This window comes from Thioclava sp. DLFJ5-1, assembly GCF_002020115.1.
GTDB lineage: Bacteria > Pseudomonadota > Alphaproteobacteria > Rhodobacterales > Rhodobacteraceae > Thioclava > Thioclava sediminum.
Genome location: NZ_MPZU01000003.1, coordinates 142,987 through 162,966 on the forward strand (window position 1 = coordinate 142,987; position 19,980 = coordinate 162,966).

The following is a 19,980-nucleotide window of genomic DNA, read 5'->3' on the forward strand; positions in this document are numbered from 1 at the left end:
TCAACCCTTGTCGTCTTTTGTCTGGATGAACCACGGCGTCGGGTCCACGGGCTTACCGCCCTCTCTCAGTTCCAAATAAAGCGTCTCGCTGCGATCTGCACCAGCGCCATCTGTCGCCGCCTGCACGAATTCCTTGCCGAATTCCTTCGCTCCCGGCTGAATTCCGCCCATCAAACCGATGGGCGTGCCCTTTGGCAGCACGTCTCCGACCTCACCATAGACGGTTCCGAGCCCCGCAAGAACCAGAAGATATCCATCTGCGGGTTCGAGAACCATCACATTTCCGTAGTCGAGCAACGGACCACGGTAGCGAATTGTCGCAGCCCAGGGCGTTGTGACCAGCGAGCCCGGCTCACTTGCGATCACGAGGCCGGGACGTTTGATCCCCGCGGCATCGGGCTCGTTGAAGCTCCGCAGAACCGAGCCGATCACCGGCAGATTCAGCGTGCCTTTCGCGCCCGCGAAATCGCCGCGCGGTGGGCCGATATCGTTTTCCATGTCGCTCAGGCCCGTCGCGAAACCTTCGAGCGTATCGGCGCTTTGCACCAGCGCGGTCAGCTCCTCGGGTTCTTCGAGATAGCGCTGCGGGAGTTTTTCGCGGCGTTCCGAGATCGCCTCGGACAGCGCGGTGCGCGCCTTGGTCACCGAAACCATCCCAGCTTCCAGCGTCTCGCGCGCGTTTTCCTGCAGCTTGCGCAGGGTCGCGATCTCCTCGAGGTGGACGCTCAGCTTCTGCGCCTCTTCCTGCAAGGCCGGCGCGACCGAAGACAGCACCATCCCCGAGCGGGCCGAGCCTTCGGGGCCCGAGGGATGCAGCAGCAGAAGCGGCCCGTCGGATTGCTGCATCGTCGACATCACGGCCAGAAGCCCGCCAAGCTCCTCGCGTTTCGCGTCGAACCCTTGCTTGATCTCGCGCTCGCGGATCGCGGCCCGGCGCAACCCGTCGCGCAGCGCGCTCAGCCCCTGTTCATAGGCGTGGATCGTTTTCGTCAGCGCCGCGATGCGATCCGATTTCGACTGCGCCGCATCGAGCGCAGTGATCGCTTTACGCAAATCGGCCGAGGCCTTGAGTGCGGCGTCGCCCGATCCTTCCGCCCAAAGCGGCCCGGCCGAGATCAGAAGAGCTGCGAGGGCGGCGCGGATCACGATACGATCAGGCTCTTTCCGGTCATTTCCTCGGGCTGCTCGATCTGCATCAGCTCCAGCAGCGTCGGCGCGAGATCCGCAAGCCGGCCTTCGCGCAGCTTGGCGCCCTCGGGTCCACCGACCAGTGAGACCGGAACGAGGTTCGTCGTATGCGCGGTATGCGGCCCGCCGGTTTCCGGATCGATCATGGTTTCGCAATTGCCGTGATCGGCGGTGATGATCATCGCGCCGCCCGCAGCCTCCAGCGCCTCGACGACGCGACCGATATCGTGGTCGATCTCTTCCACCGCAGCGATCGCGGCTTCCAGCGAGCCGGTATGGCCGACCATATCGGGATTGGCGTAGTTCACGATGATCAGGTCGTACCCGGTCTCGATCGCCTCGACGAATTTGTCGGTGACTTCCGGTGCGCTCATCTCGGGCTGCAGGTCATAGGTCGCGACCTTGGGCGATTTCGGCATGTAGCGGTCTTCGCCCTCCCACGGCTCTTCCTTGCCGCCGTTGAGGAAGAAGGTCACATGCGGATATTTCTCGGTCTCGGCGAGGTGAAACTGGCTAAGCCCTTGTTTCGAAATCCATTCGCCGAGCGTGTTGACGATCTCGCGCTTCGGATAGGCGGTCTTCATATAAGCGTTATGCTTGTCGGAATACTCGACCATCCCCAGCAGCGCCGCCCATTTCGGACGCGGGCCGGTTTCGAATTCCGAGAAGTCCGGCTCGCCGATCGCGCGCAGGATTTCGCGGGCTCGGTCGGCGCGGAAATTGAGACAGAAGAACCCGTCGCCATCCTTTGCGCCCTCGTAATCGCCGATCACGGTGGGTTTGATGAACTCGTCCATTTCCTTCTTGTCGTAGCTGGCCTCGACGGCGGCCACGGGGGTGTCGGCCCCCTGCCCTTTGCCGTTGATCATCGCGTCATAGGCAAGGCCCACGCGCTCCCAGCGGTTGTCGCGGTCCATCGCGTAATAGCGGCCATCGACGGTGACGACGGTGCAGCCGTCGGGCAGCCGGTCGCAGAGATCGCTCACGAACTTTTTGGCGCTATCGGGTGCCACGTCGCGCCCGTCGGTGATCGCGTGGATCAGCACGGGAACGCCCGCCTCCGAGACCATCTTCGCCGCAGCGAGCGTATGTTCGATATGACCATGCACGCCACCGTCCGAGATGACGCCCATCAGATGCGCGCGCCCGCCGCTCTCTTTCATCGTGTCGATGAAAGACAGGATCGCCTCGTTCTTGAAGAAAGACCCATCCTCGATCGCCAGATCGATCTGGCCCAGATCCATCGCCACCACCCGACCTGCGCCGATATTGGTGTGGCCGACCTCGGAATTGCCCATCTGACCGCTCGGCAGCCCGACATCGGGGCCGAAGGTCACCAGCGTCGATTTCGCCGGGTTGTTCCACAGAACGCGGTCGAGGTTCGGCGTATCGGCCAGCAGGGGCGCGTTTCCTTCGCGCTCCTTTCGCTCGCCAAAGCCATCGAGAATGCACAGGACGACGGGTTTCGGGCGGGTCATGGCGGCCTCCTAATCTGTTGCCCCCTCATACGCCTCGCAAGCCTTGGCGGCAACCGGGGGCGTGTGCGCCTCAGGCCTGGAACATGATCCGCCGGGCTTTCTTCTCATAGCTGAGAATTTCGGTCTGTCGCGTGGCCTCGATCAGCGTCGAGAGCGCTTCGTCGGGTTTGTTCATATAGCGTCGGCGCAGGTCCAGCACGACCGCGCCGCCATCCTGGATCACCCGCATCATAAGGTCGAGATAGTCGCCGATCGGGTAATGGAAACCGCAGGAAATCAGGCTGGTAACCAGATCGCCCGTGACCCCCTCCAGAGCATCCGGCTGCTTGACCGGGTTGAGCGTTTTGACCGCGCGGGCGCCATTGTCGCGCAGAAACGCCGCCGCCGCGTCGAGCGAGGCATAGCCCGCTCCGGTGTCGCTCCAGAAATGGTATTGCTCCGGGGTTTCCTCGATATCGATCAGGGTCACGGCGCAATCGTAATCCTTGATCAGCAGCGCGTCGTTGAGGCCCTGACCGCAGCCGATGTCGATCACATGGGTCGGGCGACGACCGGTTTCCTCGAGCGCCTTGCGCAGCGGGAGATACTCGGTGAAGACCTCGGCGAGCGCCCCGCGGAAAATCTCCTCGTTGCGGGCCTCGACTTCCTCCAGCGCGGGCCCCCTATCGCCGGCTTCCCAGGCCTTGCGCGCGGTGCCGGAAATCTGGCGCGTGCGCTGGAAGCCCATCAGCATCATCGCCTCGCGCGAAATGGACGCGCCGGAAATATTCATGTCGCGAAGTGTATTCATGGAGCCTGACCTGCTGGGCATTGTTTTCGAGCGCAGCGTAACGTCGCGGAGACGCTGCGCAAGCTATTGAAAACTGCACAATCTAAAGATGTGCTGATCAGACGCGGTGATAGGGCGTGCCGGCGATGATCTGTCCGGCGCGGTAGATCTGTTCGGTCAGCATGACGCGGGCCAGCATATGCGGCCAGACCATCTTGCCGAAGGAGATCGAGAACTCGGCGCGGCTGCGCAGGGACGGATCGATCCCGTCCGCGCCGCCGATCACGAAAGCCACGTCGCGGGCCTGATCGCGCCAGCCTTGCAGCTTGGTGGCAAATTCGGGCGATGAGATCAGGCTGCCGCGCTCGTCGAGCGTGACGATCACCGATCCGTCGGGAATTGCGCGGCTCAGCAAATCCGCCTCCGCGCTCTGCCCCAAGCCCTTCTTGTCTTCGACCTCAACGACGGAAGCCGGGCCGAGCCCGAAGGTGCGCCCGGATTTCTCGAAGCGTTTCAGGTAGTCGTCGATCAGCTCGCGTTCGGGCCCCTTGCGCAAGCGGCCCACCGCGCAGATCGTGATCTTCATGCAGCCGAACTCAGACGGGGGCGCCCGCAGGCATCCACATCTTTTCCAGCTGATAAAACTCGCGCACTTCCGGGCGGAAGACGTGAACGATGACGTCGGAGCTGTCGATCAGCACCCAGTCGCCCTGATCCTTGCCCTCGACTTTGCAAGCCCGGTCGAATTCGTGCTTCAGCCGCTCGGTCAGGTTCTCGGCGATGGCGCTGACCTGACGCGTGCTGCGCCCGGAACAGACAACCATATAGTCACCGATCGAGGACCGACCGCGCAGGTCGATGGTCACGATATCTTCGGCCTTGTCGTCTTCGAGGGAAGAGATGACGCGCGCGAGGATTTCTTCGCTCGTCGCTTCGGCATTGACGGCCCGTGTATTCATGGCCGCTGCCTTTGTGCCGGCATCACTCGGCACGATGGAAAGATGAGACAGGACATGGTCCTCCAGATGTTACGCACCGAAATGGCCCCGGCGCTGGACGTCCTCCGAAAATAGCATCCCGAAGGTTCAATTTCAATTTTCATGCGGCGAATTTTCGCTATGCGTTTCCGGCCCGGGTTGCAAGTCCAGTTGCGAACCTTCGAGCAAACGCACCTCGCGCTGCGGGAACGGGATCGAAATGCCGTTCGCCTTGAACGTATCCCACAATGCGAGAAACACCTGCCCGCGCACGTTCGTCAGCCCTTCGACGGGGTCCGTGATCCAGAACCGCAGAAGATAATCGATCGAACTGTCCCCGAACCCGGTCACGTGACACACGGTCGGTCGGTTCTTCAAAACGCGGGTCACAGATTGCGCGGCCTCCACCGCCAGCTTGCGCACCACGTGCGGGTCGTCGTGATAGGAGGTGCCGAAAGGCAGGTCGATCCGCACGAATTCATTGGAATGCGACCAGTTGACGACCTGCCCGGTGATCAGGTCTTCGTTCGGGATAAGGTATTCCTTGCCGTCGCGCGTAACGACCGAGACATAGCGCGCGCCCAGCGAATTGATCCAGCCGAAGGTCTCGCCAAGGCTGATCACGTCGCCGGGCTTGATCGATTTATCCAGCAGGATGATCACGCCCGAGACGAGGTTCGACACGACTTTCTGCAGACCGAAGCCAAGGCCGACGCCGATCGCACCCGACAGAACCGCAAGCCCGGTCAGGTCGAAGCCCACCGCCTTGATCCCGATGAACAGCGCCGCGCCATAGAGCAGAACCTGCATCACCTTGATGACCAGCTCCGACATCGAGGGGCTGATATCCTCGTTGGTGCGCAGCCGCACCGAGGTCTGCCCCGAGATGATCCGCGCGACCGACAGCAGGATCGTCGTCAGCACCAGCGCCTTGAGAACGCCGTAGGCTGTGATCCGGAAATCCCCGAATTCGACCGCCGTGCCGTTCAGGAGCCGCACGGTCTCGTCCCAAAGCCCGAGATAATAGAGCGTCACCCAGATCCACGCGCCCCAGCGCACGATGCGGCGCAGAAGCGCGTTGCGGATCAGTCGCGCGACGAGGCCCACGACCAGCCACGCCGTGACCAGCGTTGCCACCAGCACCACGAGGAAGCGCCAGGAATAAAAGCCCTTTGTCGCCTCGAGCACGAAGACCGACGCCCAGGCGAGAAGAACGAAGAGGAAGCCGCGCAGGCGTTGCCGGAACAGGATCAGCAGGCGCAATTGGCGGGTCGAAAGCTCGCGCCGACGTCCCCAGTCATCGACTTTCGGGGCAAGCCAGATCCGCCCGAGATGGGCCAGCGCAAAACATGCCGCAATGATCCCGAACTGCCAAAGCCGCGAGGGCAGCACGATCGAATTGAGGAAGATTTCGATCTGCGCCCAGATCGAAGCCAATATCTTGACGATGTCCCCATTCGCGAAATCCATGAAAATGACGTTAGCCCGGTTTTGCGATCAGTCCAAACACGGACTCTTCGATTGCCTCAGAGACGGATTCGCCGTATTTAGCGCCCCATGACACTCGTTTTCGACATGGATGACCGCGCCCGCCTCCGCGAGCGCTTCTACGGCGAAAGCCGCTCGGTGCTGGCACGACTTTGACGGCGCGCCGCCCTTGGGCGTTCGCGCCCGCATACCCATGTCCAAAATCAGCTATCCAAAGAAAGTGAGAGCCATGTCTGCTCCGAAGACCCTCTATGACAAGATCTGGGACGCGCATGTCGTGTCCGAAGACGAAGACGGCACCAGCCTGCTCTATATCGACCGTCACCTCGTCCACGAAGTGACCTCGCCGCAAGCCTTCGAAGGGCTGCGCATCGCGGGCCGCAAGGTGCGCGCGCCGGAGAAAACCATCGCCGTTCCGGATCACAACGTGCCGACCACGCTCGACCGCGCCAAGGGGATCGAGAACGAGGAAAGCCGGATTCAGGTCGACGCGCTCGACAAGAACGCCAAGGATTTCGGGGTGAACTATTACCCGGTCTCCGACGTGCGTCAGGGCATCGTGCACATCGTCGGCCCCGAACAGGGCTGGACCCTGCCGGGCATGACCGTCGTCTGCGGCGATAGCCACACCGCGACCCATGGCGCGTTCGGCGCGCTCGCCCACGGCATCGGCACTTCGGAAGTGGAGCACGTTCTGGCCACCCAGACGCTGATCCAGTCGAAGTCGAAGAACATGAAGGTCGAGATCACGGGCAAGCTGCGTCCGGGCGTCACCGCCAAGGACATCACGCTGTCGGTCATCGGCGCGACCGGCACCGCCGGCGGCACCGGCCATGTCATCGAATATTGCGGCGAAGCGATCCGCGATCTGTCGATGGAAGGCCGCATGACCGTCTGCAACATGGCGATCGAAGGCGGCGCGCGCGCAGGCCTGATCGCCCCGGACGAGAAGACGTTCGAGTATGTCAAAGGCCGGGCCCACGCTCCGAAAGGCGCGCAATGGGAGGCGGCTCTGCATTGGTGGAAGCAGCTCTACACCGATGAGGGCGCGCATTTCGACAAGGTCGTGACCATCAAGGCCGAAGAGATCGAACCGGTTGTGACCTGGGGCACCTCGCCCGAGGATGTGCTGCCGATCTCGGGCTCTGTCCCCGCGCCGGAGGACTTCAAAGGCGGCAAGGTCGAAGCGGCCAAGCGTGCGCTCGACTACATGGGCCTCGAAGCGGGCACCAAGCTGACCGACATCAAGATCGACGTGGTCTTCATCGGGTCCTGCACCAACGGCCGGATCGAGGATCTGCGCGCCGCCGCCGAAGTCGTCAAAGGCCGCAAGCTGGCCGATGGCGTCCGCGCGATGGTCGTGCCGGGCTCGGGCCTCGTGCGGGCGCAGGCGGAGGAAGAAGGTCTGGACAAGATCTTCCTCGACGCAGGCTTCGAATGGCGCATGGCGGGCTGCTCGATGTGTCTCGCGATGAACCCCGACCAGCTGGCCGAGGGCGAGCGTTGCGCGTCGACCTCGAACCGGAACTTCGAAGGGCGTCAGGGCTACAAGGGCCGCACCCATCTGATGAGCCCGGCCATGGCCGCCGCAGCTGCTGTCACCGGTCACCTGACCGATGTGCGCAAGCTGATGGAACTGGAAGACGCGTAAGGAGCGACGAGAATGGAAAAGTTCGAAAAAGTTACCGGGATCGCCGCCCCCATGCCGCTGGTCAATATCGACACCGATATGATCATCCCCAAGGGCTTCCTGAAGACGATCAAGCGCACCGGTCTCGGCGTGCATGCGTTCGACGAGATGCGTTACGACCGTCAGGGCAACGAGAACCCCGACTTCGTGCTCAACAAGCCGCAATATCGCGAAGCGCAGATCCTCGTGGTCGGCGACAACTTCGGCTGCGGCTCCTCGCGCGAGCACGCCCCGTGGGCGCTGGCCGATTTCGGCATCAAGGTGATCGTTTCGACCTCCTTCGCCGACATCTTCTACAACAACTCGTTCAAGAACGGGATGCTGCCGATCGTGCTTCCGCAGGAGCAGGTCGACATGCTGATGAAGGATGCCGAGAAGGGCTCGAACGCACGGATGACCGTCGATCTCGAGAACCAGGAGATCACGACCTCGGAAGGCGAGACGATCAAGTTCGACGTCGACGCCTTCAAGAAGCACTGCCTGCTCGAAGGTCTCGACGATATCGGCCTGACGCTGGAGAAGGCCGCGGCCATCGACACGTTCGAGACGCAGATGCATCAGGCGCGTCCCTGGGTGTAACCCGCGACGCTATCGCCACGTGGAAAGCCGCTCCGACCGGGGCGGCTTTTTACATGAGAGGGGGGGCGCGGGAACCCGGCGCCCATGGTAGGGTTCATCATTTGACGTAGATCGAGAGGATGATGCGATGCGCGTTTCGACCCTGTTTCTGGTGACCGGCCTCGTGCTGATCGTTCTCGGCGTTGCGGCCATCTCGAATCCCTTCGCGACCTCGCTGGCCCTGACCACCTTCGTCGGCATCTTGTTCCTGATCGCCGGGGTGGTGCAGGCGTGGCTCGCCTTCAACGACCGCGACGGGGCGCATCGGGCGTGGCATGCGCTGATCGCACTTCTCAACATCGTCGTTGGCGTCTGGCTGGTGGCGGATCCGATGTCGGGTACAGTGTCGCTCGCGGCGGTGGTCGGCGTGCTCTTCCTGTTGATGGGGGCGCTGCGCTTGCTCATCGGTCTGCGCCTTGCCGGACCGCGCCTGCGGTGGATGCTGGTCCTGTCGGGCGCGGTTTCGATCCTGATCGGCGTGCTGATCTTCTCCGCATTCGATCAGATAGCGACGCAAATCCTTGGACTATTGCTAGGAATCCAGTTGCTGGCGGATGGTGTCGGGCTTGCCGCACTTGGCTTTGCCAATCGCGACTCCTGAGGGTTTTTGAGGCGCTAACCCCTTGATCCACAAAATATGGTTTCGCCTCCTAGGTTGCCACATTTTTGCACCTTTGTTGATGCAATGTCGCACCAGGTCTTCCAAGAAAATGCCTTAATGCGGCACAGAGTCTGAAAACACTATTTGCTTGGATCGGGAACTTGGGCAAAATCATGGCAAGTTTGAGGCAGCGCGTCACAGTCGGCGCGCGTCTTGCGGGTAAAAGGATCGGCAATGTACCGCATCCGACCGCAGGGAAGGGTAGGGTAACTGTGTTCTCACGTCTCTCAGGGGCGCTTGTTCGCGCGATCCTCGTCGCGGTGGTGATCTGCACCCCCGCGCTCATTCTGCCTGATACAAGTAGTGACACCGCACAGATCGTGGCGCTTATGGCGCTGTTCGGTTTCGCGCTGACCCTTTTCGAATATGCTTCCGTTTATCCCGGCTTGATCGAGTTTCGCGATGCGCCGCCCTTCAACCGCATCCGCTTCATGTCGCTGTTCCTGACCGTTCTGCTGCTCTCGCTGGCGGTGCAGTCGCAATATCACGCCTCGACCCTGACCCGGCTGATCGAGGTTCTCGGCACCACGGTCGCAGGCTCCATCGATGTTCCTTACAGCCCCGTTCGCCTGCTGCAACTCGCGTTGCCGGCGGATGCCTCTCTGCATCAGGTCGCGCTGGTGCGCACCGCTGCGGGCATGGCCTACCTGATCTCGCTGCTGACCCTTGGCTATTTCGTCATCGTCATGCGGATCATGGGCTGGCCGCAGGCGCATACGAAATTCAACGTCTGGGTCAATCTGCCGACTTTCGACCCGACCGCAGGCGGCGACGTGGTCGAGCGTCTGCGCCGCGATTCCTGGTTCAACATTGCGCTGGGCTTCCTTTTGCCCTTCCTTATTCCAGCGGTGCTCAAACTCGTCTCGGTCAGTTTCGTGATCGTGACGCTCGAAGTGCCCCACACGATGATCTGGATGGTGACGGCATGGGCCTTCCTTCCCGCAAGCCTGTTCATGCGCGGCATCGCGCTGGCGCGGGTCGCGCAAATGATCGAAAACAAGCGTCTCGCTTCCGGGGCGAGCGACTACTTGCCGGCCTGATCGCGGCGTTCTTGGCGCTGCCCGCCGCGGCAGAGAGCCTGCGCTTGGCCACATGGGATGCCGGGCTGTCCCGCCGGGGTCCGGGGCTTTTGCTGAAAGATATCCGCAACGACACAGCGCAGGTTGCGGCTGTGACCCGCATCGTCGATGCGATCGCGCCGGATGTGCTTTTGCTGACCGGGATCGACTGGGACCATGACGGGCAGGCGCTGGCCGCGCTGAATGAGACTTTCGCGCAGCCCTATCCGCATCTCTTCGCGCCGCGTCCGAATAGCGGATGGCCGAGCGGGGCGGATTTAGACGGTAACGGCAAGCTTGGGGAAGCGCGCGATGCCCAAGGTTACGGACGGTTTCCGGGGCAGGGCGGTCTGGCGCTTCTGTCGCGTTACCCGATCGAGGCCGACCGCGCGCGCGATTTCTCCGCAATGCTGTGGAAGGACCTGCCTGACGGGCAAAGCGCAGGGGCGGACCTGTCGCCGGAGGCTTTGTCTGTTCAACGTCTCAGTTCGACCGCGCATTGGGATGTGCCGCTCAAACTGCCCTCGGGCGCGCCGCTGCATCTTCTGGCCTTCGCCGCAACGCCGCCGGTTTTCGATGGGTCGGAGGATCGCAATGGACGCCGCAATCGCGACGAGATCGCCTTTTGGCTGCGGTATCTGGATGGGGAACTCGACGCGCTGCCGCCCGAAGCGCCGGTGATCCTGCTAGGCGACGCCAATCTCGACCCGAAGGACGGGGAGGGACGGCGCGATGCGCTCGATCTGCTGCTGAACGGCCCGCATCTGCAAGACCCGCGGCCGCGCAGTGACGGCGCGAAGCTGGCCGCCGATCCCGCGCATGAAGGCGACCCGGGCCTCGATACCGCCGATTACGACGGGCCGGGCAATCTGCGGCTCGATTACGTTCTGCCGTCGATCGATCTGAAAGTGACGGAGGCGGGCGTCGTCTGGCCGAAGCCGGGCGCGCCCTTGGCGAAGGCGGCGCAAGCCGCCTCGCGTCACAAGATGGTGTGGGTGGACATCGCATTGCCCTGATCGGGTACGACCTTGAGGCCCCGGATATAGAGATGTTCGAACACCACGCGCTGCAGCGTCTTCGGCGTGAATTCCGGAAAGCGCGCGTGGAAATCGGTGCCGTCGATCTCGTGGCTCATGTCGAACAGGTAGCGCATTTCGCGCAGCTCGCGCGCCAGCTCCCATGCGGGCGAGGCAAGCAGTAGCGCCGTCCACGGGAATTTCTTGATCGAGATGTCGCGCCCCATCTGACTCGAGAATTCCTCGGCCAGTTCGCGCGCGGAGAACCGCGTGCCGGGAAAACCGAGATCGAGCAGCCCGGGCGTGTGATCTTCGGTCTCGGCCAGTTGCACGGCGATCCGGGTCATATCCTCGAGATCGGCATAGACGCGCTGTGCATCGGGCTTGCCGAGCGCGGTGATCTTGCCCTTGCGCAAATCCTTCAGCATCACCCGGTTCATCAGCGTGTCGGGCGACTCGGCATTCAGGAAATCGCCGCCGCGCAGGATCACCACCGAACGGCCCTCTTCGGCATGGGCGCGATAGCGCGCCTCCATCTCGGCGCGGATCTTGCCCTTGCGGGTGCAGGCGTGATGCGGGGTCGACGCGCTCCACGGCGACGGCTCGCGCCCGTAGACATAGACATTGCCCGGCACCATCACCGATGCCCCGCTGTCGCGCGAGGCGGCCAGAACCTGCTTGGTGATCTGGGGGATCTGGTTCGCCCAGTCGTGGTAGTTCGGCGGGTTCATCGCATTTACGATCCACCGCGCGCCGCGCGCTGCGATAGCCATGTCGGTGCCCCGGCGATAGCGATCGACGTCCCAGCCAGCGGCCCTGAAGGACCGTGCCGCAGCAGATCCGAACAAACCGCCCATTCCCAGGATCAATACCCTGCGATTCATTTCGCCCTCATGTGTCGTCTGCCTGCTCTAAACTCTAGCATGCGCTCATACGCGCGTAGGGGCCACTCGCCAACCACTCGATCCGCAAAAGCCCGCCGAAGACTCGGCAACCGCTTGCCGATCGTCCAGACACGGTTTCGCGACCTGTGCCGCTTGACCAAGGGGCGGGCAGGGGATACGCCCTTCGAGACCCTGTTTTCTTGGGAGATTATCCTCATGTCCAACCCCTCCATCCTCATCCTGCCCGGCGACGGGATCGGCCCCGAAGTCATGGCCGAGGTTCGCAAAGTCATCGACTGGTACGGTGCCAAGCGTGATCTCGCCTTCGACGTCAGCGAAGACCTCGTCGGTGGTGCGGCCTACGACAAGCACGGCGTGCCGCTGGCCGATGAGACGATGGCGAAGGCGCAGGAAGTGGACGCGGTTCTGCTCGGCGCCGTGGGCGGTCCGAAATACGACGTGCTCGATTTCTCTGTGAAGCCCGAGCGCGGTCTGCTGCGCCTGCGCAAGGAGATGGACCTGTTTGCCAACCTGCGCCCCGCGCAATGCTTCGATGCGCTGGCCGATTTCTCGTCTCTGAAGAAAGACGTGGTTGCAGGCCTCGACATCATGATCGTGCGCGAACTGACCTCGGGCGTCTATTTCGGCGAGCCGCGCGGCATCTTCGAAGAAGGCAACGAGCGTGTGGGCATCAACACCCAGCGCTACACCGAGTCCGAGATCGAGCGCGCCGCCCGCGCCGCGTTCGAGCTGGCGATGAAGCGCAACAAGAAGCTCTGCTCGATGGAGAAGGCCAACGTGATGGAGTCGGGCATCCTCTGGCGCGAGGTCGTGACCCGCGTCGGCGAGGAATATCCGGAAGTCGAACTGAGCCACATGTATGCGGATAACGGCGCGATGCAGCTCGTGCGCGCGCCCAAGCAGTTCGACGTGATCGTCACCGACAACCTGTTCGGCGACATCCTGTCCGACTGCGCGGCGATGCTGACCGGCTCGCTCGGGATGCTGCCCTCCGCGTCGCTCGGCGCGCCGATGGCGAACGGTCGCCCGAAAGCGATGTACGAGCCCGTGCACGGTTCGGCCCCCGACATTGCGGGGCAGGGCAAGGCCAACCCGATCGCCTGTATCCTCAGCTTCGCAATGGCGCTGCGCTACAGCTTCGATCAGGGCGACGAGGCGACCCGTCTGGAAACCGCGATCGAGAAAGTGCTGGCCGATGGCGTGCGCACCGCAGACCTGATGGGCCCCGAAGGCGGCACCCCGGTCTCGACCTCCGAGATGGGCGACAAGATCATCGAAGCGCTCGACGCCTCGCTCTGATCCACGAGACAAGTTTTGTGAAAGGCGCGGGCGCAAGCTCGCGCCTTTTTCATGCCGTGGCCTTGCAACTCCCGAACATCCGCTCAAGATGTGAGCGATAACACCGGGAGCCTCCCATGCCCGATTTCGGCGGAAAATCAAACGCACGCGGTGCGTCGCTCGGCCTGACCTCGATGGCGATTTTCGCCACGCATGACGTCATCATCAAACATCTGGGCCAGACCTACTCCCCGGTTCAGATCGTGTTCTTCGCGGCGCTCCTGTCTTTCCCGCTGCTCTCGGTGATCCTGCTCAACGACAAGCGCGGGGGAAGCCTGCGCCCGGTTCATCCCGGCTGGGTGGTCGGTCGGGTCTTTACCACCGTCGTCACCGGGCTTTGTGCGTTCTACGCCTTCTCGACCCTGCCGCTCGCGCAGGTCTATCCGCTCCTCTTCGCGATGCCGCTGCTGGTCACTGTCTTCTCGATCCCGATCCTGGGCGAGAAGGTCGGTATTCACCGCTGGGCCGCTGTCATCCTCGGCCTGATCGGCGTGGTGATCGTGGTGCGCCCCGGTCAGGCGGATCTCGCACCGGGCCACTTTGCGGCGATGACGGCGGCAGTCACCGGTTCGCTGGCGTCGGTGATCGTGCGCAAGATCGGCTCGGAGGAACGCTCCGTCGTGCTGCTGCTCTCGCCGCTTCTGGGCAATGTGATCGTCATGGCGATCCTTCTGCCCTTCGTCTGGCAGCCGCTTCAGATCGGAGATCTGGGCCTCATGGCGGTGATCGCGATCTTCGGCCTGACCGCCTCCTTCCTGCAAATCCTCGCCTATCGCGCGGGCGAGGCCGCCATCGTCGCGCCGATGCAATATTCGCAGATCCTCTGGGCGGTCTTTTACGGCTGGATCATCTTCCACGAGAGCGTGGACATCCCGACGCTTGTCGGCGCGGGCGTGGTGATCCTGTCTGGCATCTACATCGTCATTCGCGAGACGCGTGTCTCCGAGAACCAGCCGGTGCTGCGCACAAGGGGCCGGTCGGAAACCGTCACCGCCCCGCGATCGTCGCTTCTGGGCCGCGTTTTGGGCCTTCGTGCACGCAATTCAAGAAGCTGACTCAGACCCCCTTGCAAAACCCTGCACAAGCGGCTAATTCCCCGCCCACGGTCGGAGCGTAGCGCAGCCTGGTAGCGCACCTGCTTCGGGAGCAGGGGGTCGGAGGTTCGAATCCTCTCGCTCCGACCATTTTCCCGATTTCCCCTGATTTCTTTGCTTACAGCGATGTCGCTGGCCTTTCGGGCCGTGCTTTGGCACAACTTTCCCGAAGCAATGAAGGCGAGGCGAATGCAGGTCGAACCAACACCCCTCAGCGGCGTTCTTGTGATCACGCCGAAGCGATTCGGCGATCACCGCGGATTTTTCTCCGAGAGCTATTCGGCGAAGCGATTTGCCGAAGCCGGGATCGAGATCGAGTTCGTCCAAGACAACCATTCGGTCTCGGAGACCGTGGGCACGGTGCGCGGGTTACATTTTCAGGCCCCGCCGCACGCGCAGGCGAAGCTGGTGCGCTGCGGGCGCGGGCGGCTCTGGGATGTCGCGGTCGATATCCGCAAAGGTAGCCCGACCTACGGCCAGTGGTTCGGCACGGAGCTGAGCTTCGAGAACGGCAAGCAGCTGCTGATCCCGGCGGGCTTCGCGCATGGGTTCGTCACGCTCGAGCCGGGGACCGAGATCGTCTACAAATGCTCGGATTACTACGCGCCCGACTGCGAAGGCGCGATCCGCTGGGACGACCCGGATCTGGGCATAGATTGGCCGCTTTCCGCAGAAACAGAGCCTGTTTTGTCCGGCAAGGATGCCGAGGCACCGCTTTTCTCCGGGCTCAAAAGCCCCTTCAAATGGGAGGGCGCAGCATGAAGATCCTCGTCACCGGCGGCGCCGGATTCATCGGCTCCGCGGTTGTCCGTCTCGCCGTCTCGCGCGGCCATGAGGTGGTTAACCTCGACGCGCTGACCTATGCCGCCTGCCTCGAGAACGTCGCGCCTGTCGCGGGCAGCCCGCTCTACGCGTTTGAGCAGGCCGATATCCGCGATCCAGAGTCGCTGACGGCGATCTTCGCCCGCCACAAGCCCGATGCGGTGATGCATCTCGCCGCCGAAAGCCATGTGGATCGCTCGATCGACGGCCCCGGCGCCTTCATCGAGACAAACGTGATGGGCACCTACAACATGCTGCAAGCGGCGCGCAGCTTTTGGGAGGCCGAGGGCCGCCCCGAGAGCTTCCGCTTCCACCACATCTCCACCGACGAGGTCTATGGCACGCTCGGCCCCACGGGCCAGTTCACCGAAGAGACGCCCTACGCGCCGAACAGTCCCTATTCCGCCTCGAAAGCGGGCTCGGACCATCTCGTGCGCGCCTGGCACGAGACCTATGGCCTGCCGGTGGTGCTCACCAATTGTTCGAACAATTACGGCCCCTATCACTTCCCGGAAAAGCTGATCCCGGTCGTGATCCTGAACGCGCTCGCGGGCAAACCGCTGCCGATCTACGGCGACGGCTCGAACGTGCGCGATTGGCTCTATGTCGAGGATCACGCCGATGCGCTGCTCTTGGTGCTGGAGAAAGGCGCCTTGGGTCGCAGCTACAATATCGGCGGCGAGAACGAGCGGTCGAACCTCGAGCTCGTCCAGACGATCTGCACCATTCTCGACAAGCTGCGTCCGGGCGAGACGCTCTATGCCGATCTGATCACCTTCGTCACCGACCGCCCCGGCCACGATGCGCGCTACGCGATCGACCCGACCCGTATCCGCGAGGAGTTGGGCTGGCGGCCGAGCGTGACGGTGGAGGAAGGGCTCGAGCGCACCGTGCGCTGGTATCTCGAGAACGAAGACTGGTGGCGCCCGCTATTGGAGCGGCACGGCGTCGGCGAAAGGCTGGGCAAGGCATGATCCTCGTCTTCGGACAGACTGGTCAGGTCGCGCAGGAATTACAGCGCCTCATGCCCGATGCGGTATTTTGGGGCCGGAATAGGATCGATTTGCGTGATCCCGGCGCTACAGCAAAGGCGATCCGGGAGGCCAAACCCGAGGCCGTGATCAACGCCGCCGCCTATACGGCTGTCGACAAAGCTGAAGAAGAAGAGGCGCTAGCCCAGGTGGTCAACGGTGACGCGCCCGCGGCGATGGCCGAAGCCTGCCGTGACCTCGGCATTCCCGTCGTTCACATCTCCACCGATTACGTCTTCGACGGCTCGGGCGACGCGCCGTTCAAGCCCACCGATCTGACTGATCCGCTGGGCGCCTATGGCCGCACCAAGCTCGCAGGCGAAGAGGCGATCCGGGCGACGGGCAGCACTTTCGCCATCCTGCGCACGAGCTGGGTCTTCTCGGCCCATGGCGGGAACTTCGTGAAGACGATGCTGCGCCTGTCGGAAAGCCGCGATCATCTGACGATCGTCGCCGACCAGATCGGTGGACCGACACCGGCCAAGGCCATCGCCGAGGCTTGCCTGACCATCGCGGAGGAACTGCAGCGCGCGCCCGAGAAGAGCGGCGTTTACCATTTCTCAGGCTCTCCCGATGTAAGCTGGGCAGGCTTCGCACGAGAGATCTTCGCGCGGGCCGGGCGGGACGTGACGGTGGAGGATATCCCCACCGCCGATTATCCGACGCCCGCGAAACGGCCGCTCAATTCGCGCCTCGACTGCAGCGATCTGGCCGTGTTCGGCCTGAATAGACCCGATTGGAGATCGGGATTGGACGAGGTTTTGACCGAATTGGGGGCGATATGACGCGCAAAGGGATCATTCTGGCGGGCGGCTCGGGCACGCGGCTCTATCCGATCACGATGGGCGTCTCGAAGCAGCTTCTGCCGGTCTATGACAAGCCGATGATTTACTACCCGCTAACCACGCTGATGCTGGCGGGCATCCGTGAGATCGCGGTGATCACGACGCCGCATGATCAGGAGCAGTTCATTCGCACGCTCGGCGATGGCAGCCAATGGGGGCTGAGCCTCACCTATATCACGCAGCCCTCGCCCGACGGTCTGGCGCAGGCCTATCTTTTGGCCGAAGAGTTCCTCGCGGGCAGCCCTTCGGCGATGGTTCTGGGCGACAACATCTTCTTCGGCGCGGGGCTCGGCGAAATCCTGAAAGCGGCGAATGCGACCACAGATGGCGGCACCGTCTTCGGCTACCGCGTGCGCGATCCGGAGCGGTATGGCGTGGTGGATTTCGACGAGAGCGGCACCGTGCGCGCGATCATCGAGAAACCCGACGTGCCGCCCTCGCAATTCGCGGTGACGGGGCTCTATTTCCTCGACGAAACCGCGCCGGACCGCGCCAAGACGATCACGCCTTCCGCCCGTGGCGAGTTGGAGATCACGTCTCTTCTGGAAACCTACCTGCATGACGGCGCGCTCTCCGTTACCCAGATGGGCCGGGGCTTTGCCTGGCTCGACACCGGAACGCATGGCAGCCTGCTCGATGCGGGGAATTTCGTCCGCACGCTGGAGGAGCGGCAAGGCCTGCAAAGCGGCTCGCCCGACGAGATCGCCTTCGAGAAAGGCTGGATCAGTGCCGACGCACTCGCCGACCGCGCGAAGAAATTCGGCAAGAACAGCTATGGCGAATATTTGCTGCGCCTGATCGAGTAAGCGACCGTGGCGCGGGTGACGATCCTGATGGCGACATGCGATCCGGGTCCGGAACTGCGCGATCAGCTGGAAAGCCTCGCGGCGCAAACCCATCGGGATTGGCGTCTGATCGTCGGGGACGACAGCCGAAGCGATGCCGCGCGCGACGTCTTGGCGGAGCTCGCCCGCAGCCATGATGTGCAGATCGTGAGAGGCCCGCGGACCGGCGCGGGAGGGAATTTCCTGTCTCTGCTGCGGGGGATCGACAGCGCGCAGCAGGATTACATCGCCTTTTGTGATCAGGATGATGTCTGGCTGCCGGATCGGCTCGCGCGCGGGATTTCGAGTTTGGGCGAGGGGGAAGCTTCGCTTTATTGCAGCCGGACTTTGGTCTGCAACGCTGATCTGGGAGACCAGCATCTCTCCGTCCGACACACACGCCCACCGTCGTTCCGCAACGCACTGGTGCAGAATATCGCGGCGGGAAACACCATTCTTCTGAACCCGGCCGGGGCCGAACTGGCCATCTCTGCGGCGCGCGAACTGAGGGTCGTGCCGCGTCATGACTGGTGGCTCTATCAGCTGTTCACAGGGTGCGGCGCGCGGGTCATCTATGATGCGAAGCCCACACTTCTCTACCGCCAACACGGGGGTAACGCGGAAGGGACGAATGTCACAATGCGCGCCAAGCTCTCGCGACTCGGGCGCATGCTGTCCGGCGATTGGCGGTGCTGGATCGACGAGCAATGTGCGGCGCTTAACGCATCCGCACATCGGTTCACGCCGGAGAACCGAGCCGTTTTCGATCGCTTCGTGACGATGCGCGAGGCGGCTCTCCTGGCCCGCCTGACAAAATTCGCCCGGCTGAGGCTCTATCGCCAAAGCCGGGCGGCTACGCTGGCGCTTTGGATCGGGGCCGTGTTTCGGCGGATTTAGGGTCTTAAATCCGGAAGATCGGCTGCAACAAGCGCGGCAGAAGGCCCTTGAACTTCAGCGGTGCATCGGTGGCGGCGAGGCAGATGCAGACATCCTCCATCCCCGCGATCGGCGTGTGATCGAGATCGTCATCCGCCACTTCCACATCGCCGACGCCAAAGCGCCCGGTCTCGTCCGAGAACGACCCCTGCAGCACGAGCGTCAATTCCAGCCCGCCATGTGTGTGATCCGGCACCGCCATCCCCGGCGGAATGTACAGAAGCCGGGCCGACCCTTCTTTATCCTCGCTCAGGATGGCCTGCTTGATGCCGCCGCCCAAGGCCCGCCAGCGCGGACTGTCGGCGCCCATCGCCTCGACCACGGCGCCCGGATAGATTCCGGCACGCGCAGGTTGCTCAGCGACGATCACATCCTCGTCGTCCAACCCGTCAAACACACGTCGCCGCAAATCGTCGCTGGGGGCCATGCCTTTCAGGTCATCCAGAACCAGCCCGCCCGCCAGTTCCTCTGCTTCGAGCCGTGCGCGACACTCGTCGCACTGGCTCACATGCGCCGCCACGACCAGCGAAAACGCATGACCCAGCGAGCCGGTCGCGTAGGACCGAACCAACCAATCGGGCAAATGATGCGTAATCTCGGTCATTCTTCTCTCAGATCCCTTAACTCGTGTCTAAGCTTCTCCAGCGCCAGCCGGATCCGCGATTTAATCGTCCCAAGGGCGAGGCCCGTCGCCTCGCGTATTTCGGCCTGTGTGAGTTCGCCCACATAGGCCCGCTCGATGATCTCGCGCTGCGCTTCCGGCAGCGCCTCGATCGCTTCGCGCAGCTGCGCCGCTTCCTGTTCCAGCCCGATCGCCGCATCGGCCTCACGGGTTTCCCGCGTCTCGGCCTCGGCGATCAGCTCGTCTGGAACGGGCCGGGGCCGTCTTCGGATCACATCAATCTGCCGATTGCGCGCAATCCGGTAAATCCATGCCGAGGCGCGTGCCCGCGTCTCGTCGTAAAGATGCGCCTTCCGCCAGATCGTGAGCATCACGTCCTGAACCACATCCTCTGCCGCCGCCTGCGTCATGCCGGACCGCACCAGCATCCCCTTCAGTCGCGGCGAGAAGTGATCATAGAGCCGCGCGAAGGCCAGTTTGTCACGCTTGTCACGAACGGCGACGAGCCAATCGGTCTGCTCGCAAGCCGCCTCGGGCGTCGGTTTCGCTGATTTCCTGTCGTCCATTATCTTCCCGGCAAAGGCCTGACCCGCCGCGATTGGCGGGGTCCCTGTGGTGTC

21 protein-coding genes and 1 tRNA gene are annotated in these 19,980 nt (G+C 63.1%); 13 read left to right on the forward strand and 9 right to left on the reverse strand.

Translation table 11 applies throughout. From position 1 onward, the window contains the following. The 6 genes from BMI86_RS11330 to BMI86_RS11355 form a co-directional block, all read right to left on the reverse strand. Window positions 1-1,146, reverse strand: a complete 1,146-nt coding sequence (locus BMI86_RS11330) for a peptidoglycan DD-metalloendopeptidase family protein (RefSeq protein WP_078541506.1) — start codon at window positions 1,144-1,146, stop codon at window positions 1-3. After that, a complete protein-coding gene (gene gpmI, locus BMI86_RS11335; RefSeq protein ID WP_078541507.1) occupies window positions 1,143-2,666 on the reverse strand; it encodes a 2,3-bisphosphoglycerate-independent phosphoglycerate mutase in 1,524 nt (507 codons plus the stop codon). Before gpmI ends, BMI86_RS11330 begins: the two co-directional genes overlap by 4 nt. A 70-nt stretch (window positions 2,667-2,736) precedes the next feature. After that, on the reverse strand, window positions 2,737-3,456 hold the full coding sequence (locus BMI86_RS11340) for a class I SAM-dependent methyltransferase (RefSeq protein ID WP_078541508.1): 720 nt from the start codon (window positions 3,454-3,456) through the stop codon (window positions 2,737-2,739). Window positions 3,457-3,553: 97 nt separating this feature from the next. Further along, window positions 3,554-4,021: a 23S rRNA (pseudouridine(1915)-N(3))-methyltransferase RlmH gene (gene rlmH / locus BMI86_RS11345; RefSeq protein WP_078541509.1), complete on the reverse strand. Its 468-nt coding sequence runs from the start codon at window positions 4,019-4,021 to the stop codon at window positions 3,554-3,556. A gap of 10 nt (window positions 4,022-4,031) precedes the next feature. Further along, window positions 4,032-4,394, reverse strand: coding sequence for a ribosome silencing factor (gene rsfS, locus BMI86_RS11350; protein WP_075776745.1), 363 nt, complete (start codon window positions 4,392-4,394; stop codon window positions 4,032-4,034). Window positions 4,395-4,526: 132 nt separating this feature from the next. Next, complete coding sequence (locus BMI86_RS11355) at window positions 4,527-5,882, reverse strand: mechanosensitive ion channel domain-containing protein (RefSeq protein ID WP_078541510.1); 1,356 nt, start codon at window positions 5,880-5,882, stop codon at window positions 4,527-4,529. Between the two features lie 247 nt (window positions 5,883-6,129). On the opposite strand from BMI86_RS11355, the gene leuC reads away from it, so the two are divergent. The 5 genes from leuC (at window position 6,130) to BMI86_RS11380 (ending at window position 10,943) form a co-directional block, all read left to right on the forward strand. Beyond that, complete coding sequence (gene leuC, locus BMI86_RS11360; RefSeq protein ID WP_078541511.1) at window positions 6,130-7,551, forward strand: 3-isopropylmalate dehydratase large subunit; 1,422 nt, start codon at window positions 6,130-6,132, stop codon at window positions 7,549-7,551. 12 nt (window positions 7,552-7,563) lie between these two features. Beyond that, window positions 7,564-8,169 (forward strand): 3-isopropylmalate dehydratase small subunit, encoded by a 606-nt coding sequence (gene leuD / locus BMI86_RS11365; RefSeq protein ID WP_078522648.1) that lies wholly within the window; start codon window positions 7,564-7,566, stop codon window positions 8,167-8,169. A gap of 127 nt (window positions 8,170-8,296) precedes the next feature. Continuing rightward, window positions 8,297-8,809 (forward strand): DUF308 domain-containing protein, encoded by a 513-nt coding sequence (locus tag BMI86_RS11370; protein ID WP_078541512.1) that lies wholly within the window; start codon window positions 8,297-8,299, stop codon window positions 8,807-8,809. A 272-nt stretch (window positions 8,810-9,081) separates the two neighbouring features. Further along, the gene (locus BMI86_RS11375) at window positions 9,082-9,909 is read left to right on the forward strand and encodes a hypothetical protein (RefSeq protein ID WP_143594777.1); all 828 of its coding nucleotides are present in this window, start codon (window positions 9,082-9,084) and stop codon (window positions 9,907-9,909) included. 11 nt (window positions 9,910-9,920) lie between these two features. Continuing rightward, complete coding sequence (locus tag BMI86_RS11380) at window positions 9,921-10,943, forward strand: endonuclease/exonuclease/phosphatase family protein (RefSeq protein ID WP_246831696.1); 1,023 nt, start codon at window positions 9,921-9,923, stop codon at window positions 10,941-10,943. On the opposite strand, the gene BMI86_RS11385 is transcribed toward BMI86_RS11380, so the two are convergent. After that, complete coding sequence (locus tag BMI86_RS11385; RefSeq protein WP_246831697.1) at window positions 10,907-11,716, reverse strand: epimerase; 810 nt, start codon at window positions 11,714-11,716, stop codon at window positions 10,907-10,909. The two genes, BMI86_RS11380 and BMI86_RS11385, sit on opposite strands and share 37 nt — an antisense overlap. Window positions 11,717-12,043: 327 nt before the next feature. Between BMI86_RS11385 and leuB the strand changes: the two genes are divergently transcribed. The 8 genes from leuB to BMI86_RS11425 all read left to right on the forward strand — a co-directional run bounded on the left by leuB (window position 12,044) and on the right by BMI86_RS11425 (window position 18,699). Then, on the forward strand, window positions 12,044-13,147 hold the full coding sequence (gene leuB, locus BMI86_RS11390) for a 3-isopropylmalate dehydrogenase (protein ID WP_078541515.1): 1,104 nt from the start codon (window positions 12,044-12,046) through the stop codon (window positions 13,145-13,147). Between the two features lie 116 nt (window positions 13,148-13,263). After that, a complete protein-coding gene (locus tag BMI86_RS11395) occupies window positions 13,264-14,241 on the forward strand; it encodes a DMT family transporter (RefSeq protein ID WP_078522643.1) in 978 nt (325 codons plus the stop codon). Window positions 14,242-14,293: 52 nt separating this feature from the next. Then, window positions 14,294-14,370: transfer RNA gene (locus tag BMI86_RS11400), tRNA-Pro, on the forward strand. A 99-nt stretch (window positions 14,371-14,469) separates the two neighbouring features. Beyond that, window positions 14,470-15,042 carry a dTDP-4-dehydrorhamnose 3,5-epimerase gene (rfbC, locus tag BMI86_RS11405; RefSeq protein ID WP_078541516.1) on the forward strand — a complete coding sequence of 191 codons (573 nt, stop codon included), beginning with the start codon at window positions 14,470-14,472 and terminating at the stop codon, window positions 15,040-15,042. Continuing rightward, on the forward strand, window positions 15,039-16,076 hold the full coding sequence (gene rfbB, locus BMI86_RS11410) for a dTDP-glucose 4,6-dehydratase (protein ID WP_078541517.1): 1,038 nt from the start codon (window positions 15,039-15,041) through the stop codon (window positions 16,074-16,076). The genes rfbC and rfbB overlap by 4 nt, the downstream gene beginning before the upstream one ends. Beyond that, on the forward strand, window positions 16,073-16,918 hold the full coding sequence (gene rfbD / locus BMI86_RS11415; RefSeq protein ID WP_078541518.1) for a dTDP-4-dehydrorhamnose reductase: 846 nt from the start codon (window positions 16,073-16,075) through the stop codon (window positions 16,916-16,918). Before rfbB ends, rfbD begins: the two co-directional genes overlap by 4 nt. Further along, window positions 16,915-17,784, forward strand: coding sequence for a glucose-1-phosphate thymidylyltransferase RfbA (gene rfbA, locus BMI86_RS11420; RefSeq protein WP_078541519.1), 870 nt, complete (start codon window positions 16,915-16,917; stop codon window positions 17,782-17,784). The genes rfbD and rfbA overlap by 4 nt, the downstream gene beginning before the upstream one ends. A gap of 6 nt (window positions 17,785-17,790) precedes the next feature. Next, window positions 17,791-18,699 carry a glycosyltransferase gene (locus tag BMI86_RS11425; RefSeq protein WP_078541520.1) on the forward strand — a complete coding sequence of 303 codons (909 nt, stop codon included), beginning with the start codon at window positions 17,791-17,793 and terminating at the stop codon, window positions 18,697-18,699. 4 nt (window positions 18,700-18,703) lie between these two features. Here the strand turns inward: BMI86_RS11425 and BMI86_RS11430 are convergent, their stop codons facing one another. Together BMI86_RS11430 and BMI86_RS11435 are read right to left on the reverse strand one after the other, a co-directional pair. Beyond that, window positions 18,704-19,342 carry a ChrR family anti-sigma-E factor gene (locus BMI86_RS11430; RefSeq protein ID WP_078541521.1) on the reverse strand — a complete coding sequence of 213 codons (639 nt, stop codon included), beginning with the start codon at window positions 19,340-19,342 and terminating at the stop codon, window positions 18,704-18,706. After that, window positions 19,339-19,926 (reverse strand): sigma-70 family RNA polymerase sigma factor, encoded by a 588-nt coding sequence (locus BMI86_RS11435; protein WP_078541522.1) that lies wholly within the window; start codon window positions 19,924-19,926, stop codon window positions 19,339-19,341. The genes BMI86_RS11430 and BMI86_RS11435 overlap by 4 nt, the downstream gene beginning before the upstream one ends. Window positions 19,927-19,980 lie beyond the last annotated feature (54 nt).

Coding starts and splice junctions, on each gene's coding strand:
- BMI86_RS11355 (WP_078541510.1), bottom strand. CDS start 5,882: ATGGATTTCGCGAATGGGGACATCGTCAAGATATTGGCTTCGATCTGG.
- BMI86_RS11435 (WP_078541522.1), bottom strand. CDS start 19,926: ATGGACGACAGGAAATCAGCGAAACCGACGCCCGAGGCGGCTTGCGAG.
- leuD (WP_078522648.1), top strand. CDS start 7,564: ATGGAAAAGTTCGAAAAAGTTACCGGGATCGCCGCCCCCATGCCGCTG.
- BMI86_RS11385 (WP_246831697.1), bottom strand. CDS start 11,716: ATGGCTATCGCAGCGCGCGGCGCGCGGTGGATCGTAAATGCGATGAAC.
- BMI86_RS11340 (WP_078541508.1), bottom strand. CDS start 3,456: ATGAATACACTTCGCGACATGAATATTTCCGGCGCGTCCATTTCGCGC.
- BMI86_RS11430 (WP_078541521.1), bottom strand. CDS start 19,342: ATGACCGAGATTACGCATCATTTGCCCGATTGGTTGGTTCGGTCCTAC.
- rfbD (WP_078541518.1), top strand. CDS start 16,073: ATGATCCTCGTCTTCGGACAGACTGGTCAGGTCGCGCAGGAATTACAG.
- leuB (WP_078541515.1), top strand. CDS start 12,044: ATGTCCAACCCCTCCATCCTCATCCTGCCCGGCGACGGGATCGGCCCC.
- gpmI (WP_078541507.1), bottom strand. CDS start 2,666: ATGACCCGCCCGAAACCCGTCGTCCTGTGCATTCTCGATGGCTTTGGC.
- rfbB (WP_078541517.1), top strand. CDS start 15,039: ATGAAGATCCTCGTCACCGGCGGCGCCGGATTCATCGGCTCCGCGGTT.
- rsfS (WP_075776745.1), bottom strand. CDS start 4,394: ATGAATACACGGGCCGTCAATGCCGAAGCGACGAGCGAAGAAATCCTC.
- rlmH (WP_078541509.1), bottom strand. CDS start 4,021: ATGAAGATCACGATCTGCGCGGTGGGCCGCTTGCGCAAGGGGCCCGAA.
- rfbA (WP_078541519.1), top strand. CDS start 16,915: ATGACGCGCAAAGGGATCATTCTGGCGGGCGGCTCGGGCACGCGGCTC.
- leuC (WP_078541511.1), top strand. CDS start 6,130: ATGTCTGCTCCGAAGACCCTCTATGACAAGATCTGGGACGCGCATGTC.
- rfbC (WP_078541516.1), top strand. CDS start 14,470: ATGCAGGTCGAACCAACACCCCTCAGCGGCGTTCTTGTGATCACGCCG.
- BMI86_RS11395 (WP_078522643.1), top strand. CDS start 13,264: ATGCCCGATTTCGGCGGAAAATCAAACGCACGCGGTGCGTCGCTCGGC.
- BMI86_RS11370 (WP_078541512.1), top strand. CDS start 8,297: ATGCGCGTTTCGACCCTGTTTCTGGTGACCGGCCTCGTGCTGATCGTT.